This window comes from Calorimonas adulescens, from assembly GCF_008274215.1.
In the GTDB taxonomy this organism is placed as follows: Bacteria; Bacillota; Thermoanaerobacteria; order Thermoanaerobacterales; family UBA4877; genus Calorimonas; species Calorimonas adulescens.
This window is the reverse complement of sequence record NZ_VTPS01000013.1, coordinates 77,718-85,492: the sequence shown is the minus strand read 5'-3', so window position 1 is coordinate 85,492 and position 7,775 is coordinate 77,718. Positions and strand designations below refer to the sequence as shown.

At 40.2% G+C, this 7,775-nt stretch carries 5 protein-coding genes and 1 rRNA gene; 5 read left to right on the top strand and 1 reads right to left on the bottom strand.

The features are described 5' to 3' along the window. The first annotated feature begins 34 nt into the window (after positions 1-34). The 4 genes from rrf (at position 35) to FWJ32_RS09290 (ending at position 4,945) form a co-directional block, all read left to right on the top strand. A 5S ribosomal RNA gene (gene rrf / locus FWJ32_RS09305) occupies positions 35-180 on the top strand. 208 nt (positions 181-388) lie between these two features. Next, complete coding sequence (locus tag FWJ32_RS09300) at positions 389-2,389, top strand: S9 family peptidase (RefSeq protein ID WP_149545681.1); 2,001 nt, start codon at positions 389-391, stop codon at positions 2,387-2,389. 258 nt (positions 2,390-2,647) lie between these two features. Further along, the gene (locus FWJ32_RS09295; RefSeq protein WP_149545680.1) at positions 2,648-4,375 is read left to right on the top strand and encodes an ABC transporter ATP-binding protein; all 1,728 of its coding nucleotides are present in this window, start codon (positions 2,648-2,650) and stop codon (positions 4,373-4,375) included. Positions 4,376-4,588: 213 nt separating this feature from the next. Further along, positions 4,589-4,945, top strand: a complete 357-nt coding sequence (locus FWJ32_RS09290; RefSeq protein WP_149545679.1) for a GNAT family N-acetyltransferase — start codon at positions 4,589-4,591, stop codon at positions 4,943-4,945. Between the two features lie 53 nt (positions 4,946-4,998). Here FWJ32_RS09290 and FWJ32_RS09285 read toward each other — a convergent pair whose 3' ends face one another. Next, positions 4,999-5,853 (bottom strand): phosphatase PAP2 family protein, encoded by an 855-nt coding sequence (locus FWJ32_RS09285; RefSeq protein ID WP_149545678.1) that lies wholly within the window; start codon positions 5,851-5,853, stop codon positions 4,999-5,001. Positions 5,854-6,021: 168 nt separating this feature from the next. Between FWJ32_RS09285 and FWJ32_RS09280 the strand changes: the two genes are divergently transcribed. Then, positions 6,022-7,689 carry a fibronectin type III domain-containing protein gene (locus FWJ32_RS09280; RefSeq protein ID WP_149545677.1) on the top strand — a complete coding sequence of 556 codons (1,668 nt, stop codon included), beginning with the start codon at positions 6,022-6,024 and terminating at the stop codon, positions 7,687-7,689. Positions 7,690-7,775: the final 86 nt, after the last annotated feature.

Here is a 7,775-nt window from a genome sequence, read left to right as displayed (position 1 = left end):
AGAGGCAAAGTAAAAACAACCGTCCGAAATTTGGTCTGGTGGCCATAGCGGAGGGGAAACACCTGTTCCCATTCCGAACACAGTCCTTCGGGGTCCCCCGAGAAGCTTGCTTTTTGGGGTGACAGTTAAGCCCTCCAGCGCCGATGGTACTCGCAAGGGGAGAGTAGGTCGCTGCCAGACTTTATATTAAAAACCCTGTGATAGATACTTTATTGAGTAGCTATCACAGGGTTTTTGTGTTTGTCAAAAGATAAATTGTGGGAAAAGGATTATTTAATATGCTCCAATTTTTATGGGTCATTAAGTAGCTTATCTTTTCCATTTTATTTTGCTATAATTATAAAGAGTGGTATAACATAGTTGAGATATTATAAGAGGGGGTCATTGCATGGAAAAAATAAAGCTGGATGACTTTACAAAATTCAAGTTTCTTTCAGATCTTAAGTATTCGCCCGATGGTGAATATGCCGCTTTTATTGTACATAGGATGGATGTGGAAGAGAACAAGTATCGGTCAAATATCTGGGTGTATGATGTAGGAAAAGACATGTATTTCCAACTGACTTCATTTGATGAGGAGGACAGTTTTATATGGCTGGATAGTGATACGATACTTTTCCCGGGATATAGAAACCCTAAGGACAAAGAGAAATTAGAAAATGATGAGGACTTCACAAGGTTTTATAAGATAAGCGTCCATGGTGGGGAGGCTGTGGAGGCATTTACTGTTAATAAAAAGGTAACGGACATAAAGTCTGTAGATGGTGAGACCTATGTCTTTACGGCGAGTTTTAACTTATATAAAAGGGAACTTGATGGCCTGAGTGATGAAGAGAAGAAAGATGAGTTAAAGAAGAGGAAAGAGGAAAGGGACTATCAGGTTATTGATGAGATTCCATACTGGGCCAACGGTAAAGGCTTTGTCAATAAGGATAGAAACAGGTTGTACTTATATCACAGTGAAACAGGAAATATAACGCCTGTTACTGATGAGTACACTGATGTTGATATGTTCAATCTTAGTAGCGATGGGTCAAGGTTAGTATTCAATGCGCGTACATATACGGACAGGATGCCCATTACCAGTGATGTCTACATCTATGATTTAAAGTCAGGCGAACTTAAGAAGCTAAATAAGGATAGCAATCTTGTTTATGGCTATGTTGATTTTCTGGATGATAATATGGTAATAACCTCAGGGTCAGATATGAAGAGATACGGTATCAATGAAAATAAAAAGTTTTATATATTTGATCTTACTACCGAAGAGCGCAGCTTGATAACCCCGGACCTGGATATGAGTCTGGGTAACTCGGTAGGGAGTGACTCAAGATATGGACACGGCAAAAGCTTTAAAGTTGATAATGGATGCCTCTATTTTATATCCACGGAGCGATTTAATGCATGTCTTAACAAACTTGATAGAAGCGGTAAAATTGAGAGGGTTATTGACAGAGATGGTACAGTAGAGGCATTTGATGTAAAGGACGGTGAAATTTTATTCATCGGTTTTAGAAATCTAATGATAGGAGAGCTGTATACATTTGAACATGGTGAGGAAAGACAGGTTACTAAATTTAATGAATGGCTGCAAAAAGAAAGGGCATTATCAAGACCTGAAAGGATAGAGGTGGAGACTGCCCCCGGGGTCTTAATAGATGGCTGGGTAATGAAACCTGCTGACTTTGATGAAGGTAAGAGGTATCCTGCTATATTGGATATACATGGAGGTCCTAAAACTGTGTATGGTGAAATATATTTCCATGAGATGCAGTATTGGGCTTCTGAAGGCTACTTTGTGTTTTTCTGCAATCCACGCGGCAGTGATGGAAGGGGCAATGAGTTTTCTGACATAAGGGGAAAGTATGGTACTATTGATTATGAGGATATCATGAAATTTACAGATTATGTGCTGGAGAAATACACCAATATTGACCCGGCAAGGGTAGGTGTGACTGGTGGTTCCTATGGCGGTTTTATGACCAACTGGATCATAGGCCACACTGACAGGTTCAGGGCAGCAGCGTCACAGAGGAGCATATCCAACTGGATATCAGATTTTGGGACTACCGATATCGGATACTATTTCAATCCCGACCAGGTAGGTGGTACACCTTGGGACAACTTGGATAAATACTGGGAGCACTCTCCTCTGAAATACGCCGACAGGGTAAAGACACCAACACTGTTTATCCATTCTGATGAGGACTACAGGTGCTGGATGGGGGAAGGACTTCAGATGTTTTCTGCTCTTAAATACTTTGGCATTGAGGCCAGGCTGTGCCTGTTCCACGGTGAAAACCATGAGCTATCACGCAGTGGTAAGCCTAAGCACAGGATAAGGAGACTTAAGGAGATTACTGAATGGTTTAATGGACATCTGAAATAAAGATCATTTTTGACTCTACTGCAGAAGGTTTGGTATACAGGTACCTGACTTTTTCGTTCGTTTTGAGGTTGTTGTTGTCATTCTATGTAGATTATTGCTGTTAAAACACCCTGCAAAATATATTTGCAGGGTGTTTACTTTGAGTATTTTATATTGAAATGATAGGTATATTAAGGGTTTTGCATATTACCATAAGATTGATTTCCTTTTCTACATAATCTATAATAGGTTGTAAGTACAGACTTAGTGGAGGGTAATATGCTTAGAAAATTCATCAGCTACTATAAGCCGCATATATGGCTTTTAATACTGGACCTTGTATGTGCTCTTTTAATTTCTGCTGCAGACCTGGTGTACCCTATGGTGACGCGAGACCTCATAAACAATGTCATTCCACAAGGTAATACAAGGCTTATATTTATCATAGGTGGGGCATTGTTTATAATATACTTTATCAGAATGATAATGGAATACATTGTGGGTTATTATGGACATCTTTTGGGTGTGAAGATGGAATATGATATGAGGAAAGAGCTGTTCTCCCATATTATGGACCTGTCTTTTGACTTTTTTGACAGCAACAGGACAGGACATATCATGTCAAGGGTTGTAAATGACTTGAACGAGATATCGGAAATGGCACATCATGGGCCGGAAGACCTTCTGATTTCCACTATAAAAATCATTGGTGCATTTATTCTCCTCTGCACCATAAATATAAGACTAACATTTATAATATTTACCATAGTACCATTTATGCTCTATTTTATGGTGACATACAACTTTAAACTGGAGAAAACATTCCGCAAGATGAGGGAGAAACTGGCCGACGTGAATGCCGGGCTGGAGAACTCCATATCCGGCATAAGGGTGGTAAAGTCATTTACCAACGAGGATAAGGAAAGGGTTAAGTTTGACCGGGGTAATGAGATGTTTAAAGAGGCAAGAGGCCAGGCCGTAAAGCAGATTGGAATATTTGATTCCGGTACTAATTTCCTCTCCAACCTCACCATAGTTATAACTATTGTGGCGGGAGGCTATTATGTCTCTGCTGGCATGATAAATTCCGGTGACCTTGTAGCATATCTCATTTATATAAGCCAGTTTTTACAGCCTTTAAATACATTTGTCCGCTTCACTGAGATGTTTCAGCAGGGTATGGCCGGTTTTAAAAGGTTTCAGGAACTCATGTCCATTGAGCCTACTATAGTAGATAAACCCGGGGCAATTGAACTGAATGATATAAAAGGCGATGTTGAATTTGATGATGTCAGTTTCAGCTATGATGGCGACAAAAAAGTACTTTCGGGCATTAATCTGAAGGTAAGGGCAGGGGAAACTGTAGCAATAGTTGGGCCATCAGGGGCAGGGAAGACAACCATGTGCAGCCTTATACCCAGGTTTTATGATATAGACAGCGGCACTATACGGATAGATGGGATTGACATAAGGGATATCACACTCAATTCCTTAAGAAAGAACATAGGGATAGTGCAGCAGGATGTATTCCTTTTCCCCGGCAGCATAAAAGAAAATATATCCTATGGATATCCAGAAGCCACTGATGAAGATATCATCGAGGCTGCAAGGCTTGCCAATGCCCATGACTTTATAATGGAGATGCCCTATGGCTACGACACCTATATAGGGGAGAGAGGAGTTAAGCTCTCCGGCGGACAGAAGCAGAGGATTTCCATAGCGAGGATGTTTTTGAAAAATCCCAAGATATTGATACTGGATGAGGCTACCTCATCTCTGGATACATTGAGCGAGGCAGTAATTCAGGAATCCATAGAGAGATTGGCTGAAGACAGGACAACCTTCATCATAGCACACAGGCTGGCCACTATTAGAAATGCCAGGAGGATAATCGTCTTAACGGAAAACGGCATAGAGGAAGAGGGCAGCCATGCGGAGCTGATATCCAGAAAAGGCCTTTACTATGAGCTATATAACTCACAGTTTGAATCTCTATTGACGCATTAATAGGGAGGGATTACTTTAATAGTTAAATCGTTTACCGAGCTTGATGATGAGGAAAGACATAAACTTTTTAAATTCATTGCAGATTTTGACTCAAGCACTCACTTTGCACAATATGAAGGTATGGTAAAAGAGTATACCTACCACATTAAAGCTGGGTGTAACTGACTCCAATCAAAATCAAATAGACTTTTATTTAAGGATGTATATAATAGGGTGTTTTTGAACTCGCCGAATGGCACTACATACACTGATGAAGATCTTGAGAAAATGGTATATATGCCGGATAAGAGGGGTATATGCATTTACCATGGCACCTCTGCAGGTATTTATGAGTTTGATATCAAGGATAACACAGGATGGATAAAGGCATTAGCTATTGACCCTGATTTTCAAGGCAACGGTATTGGCAAAAAAGTATTAAACTCGCTCATTTGTGAACTTAAAAGGAGAAATGTTGATAATATAGAATTATGTGTAATTAGTGCCAATAAAAAGGCTGTAAGATTATACGAGAGTAGCGGCTTTGTGACAGAAAGAGTAGCTTCTTACTGGTTTAAAAAGCATATTTAAAAATTATATAATTTGCGGTATAGCAATATAATCACATCACCAGTGTTGAGCTTCTAAAGTTTAAATCTACTGTATATCCATGGTGCACCCAACGTAAGCCAGAGTCCTGAGAGGAAATACCTCAGCATATTGGTGAGGTTGCTATATGGTAGTAGCATACGCAATCCCAGGTATATGGATAAGAATACCACAAGGCCGATAGAATACTTTAGGATGGATTTCACCGGCGTATTTGATTTGGGTTGGTACCCAATGTATTCTTCATCAGTAAAATACCCTATCAGTATGCCAGAGAGCATAGCCAGGTACTTAAATGAATCCGGCTGAGTAAATAATGCAAGCAAGGCGGTGGGTATAATTGCAGAAGCCGCTACTTTTATTGGATATTTATATGATTCTATTTTATTGAAGTTATTAATCAGTTTTAGACCAAGATAGGCCATGGCCAGGCCCAATGCCGCACCTCCAACGACATCTATGGGCCAGTGTACACCAAGATAGAGCCTTGATAGAGACACTAACACAATCAGAGATAAGCCAAGCCAGTATAACCATTTACTCTTAAAATATCCTGTGAGATATCCCCATACAGTGGATGTGCCTTGAGCATGCCCGCTGGGGAAGGCATATCCGCCAGCAGATGAAAGATATATAGATCTTATGCCAGGGTAGCCTATTGGTCTTTTTGTCATCAGCGTTTCCTTCAAGAAGGCATTCAAATAAATGGATAATATGAGAGTGACTCCGAGACCAAGCCCCGCTCTTTTATTAATGCTCCAGTATATTATAGGGATAATGATAAAATAGAAGGCTTCGCTTCCAAAGTTTGTTATGAATATAAAGAATGAGTCCAGGATCGGATTGTGAAAATACTGTATGCATCTTATTATTGCCACCTGAAGTTCCAAGTGTATCACCCCTTTTTTAGAGTATACCATATAATACAACAAGTTGTATATTTTTAACCTTAACTTAACTGTATTTTAATATATTGTTAACGATGAATTAACTTTTTTTACATATCCTTATCCTATAATTTAACTTAAGGGACTAAAAACAGTTTGGAGGGATGAATTATGAGAAGGCATTTATCAGTGTTTTTGGCCATGATAATGGTCATGACTTTACTATTTATACCAGCAGCAGACTTTGCGGCCAGCCCTACCGGAGCTGGGATAATACCAGATCACGTGACACTTACATGGACCGACGACCCGGCTACAACGCAGACAATTACCTGGCGTACTGATACAGCAGTAAAAAGCGGCATTGTAGAGTACGCCAGAGAATCAGACGCTTCTCAGTTTCCTGGTAATGCCTTGACAGTAAAAGCTACAACGAGGGAATTCAGTACAGACCTGGGCGATATAAATATACATACCGCCACAATTACTGGACTTGTACCGGGTACAAGGTATGTATACAGGGTTGGTGACGGCACCAACTGGAGTGAAGTTTTTACCTTTACTACCGAAACTGATAAAACTGATAGCTTTAAGTTTTTGATATTTGGCGACAGTCAGAGTGGTAATGTTAGCAACCCTGAGTATGGACCGTGGAAACAGACTGTTCAGAATGCGTTTAAAGCGAATCCTGATGCTAAATTCATTATGAATATGGGCGATTTTGTGGAACAGGGGCAAAACTATGTGCACTGGAATAACTGGTTTGATGGGGCCAAAGGTGTTATTGATAATGTCCCAGAGATGGGGCCGCACGGAAATCATGAGACGTATAACAAGACAGGTCCTTCCTCTAAGCCTGTGGACTGGCTTGCTCAGTTTCCAATGCCACAGAACGGCCCTGAAGGTTTAAAAGGAGAGGTATTTTCTTTTGACTATGGCGATGCCCACTTTGTGATACTTGACAGCCAGCTTGAGGAGGAAGAGGCTTCATCGGGGGATATTATAAAAGTGCAAGCGGACTGGCTTGAAAATGACCTTAAAAATACCGATAAAACATGGAAATTTGTTTTCTTCCACAAGACTCCCTACTATAGCAAGGCTACAAGGACAAATGAGTATATAAAGCAGGTTTTCCAGCCCATATTAGACAAATACCATGCAGATGTGGTGTTTAACGGTCATGACCACAATATTGCAAGAACATATCCTATAAACAATGATGAGTTTGTTGCTAAGCCTTCTCAAGGAACGGTGTACTATGTTACAGGCAGAAGTGGGAACAAATATTATGATGATGTTTCACAAAAGGTATGGGACGCTTTTTTCTATGACCCACAGGATCAACCAAACTACCTGGTGGCGGAAGTTAATGACGACAAGTTTACAGTGACAGCTTATAAGATGGACGGCACGCTGATAGATAGGTATACAATTGACAAGGCCACTGATACCGATAATCCAAAGACTGTACTACCACCGAAGTATAATAAGACAAGGCTTGTGGTATACGGTAATATGCTCAATCAACCGCTTATGGCATCAACCCCAACTCAGATAAACGGTAAGTGGTATGTACCTTTGAGGGGATTTGTGACGTATCTTGGTTGTACAGTGGACTGGGTGCCTGAAGGGTATGTAAAGGTTGTAGACGGCAAGTCGACAGTTAATATATGGACCAATGAGAAAAAAGCTATCGTTGATGGAAAGGATGTATCAATTACTGACGGTATAGTTAACAATAATGGCGTCACCATGATATCTACTGATGATATAAATGTGCTCTTTGGAATGACATCAAAATACGATAGCAATACAAATATGTTAATGCTTACCAAGTAGAAGGGGATACGCTAAAAACAGGCCATATCTTGGCCTGTTTTTTTTAATTTGTGCAAAAGGCTATACTTATCTGGATACATATGATA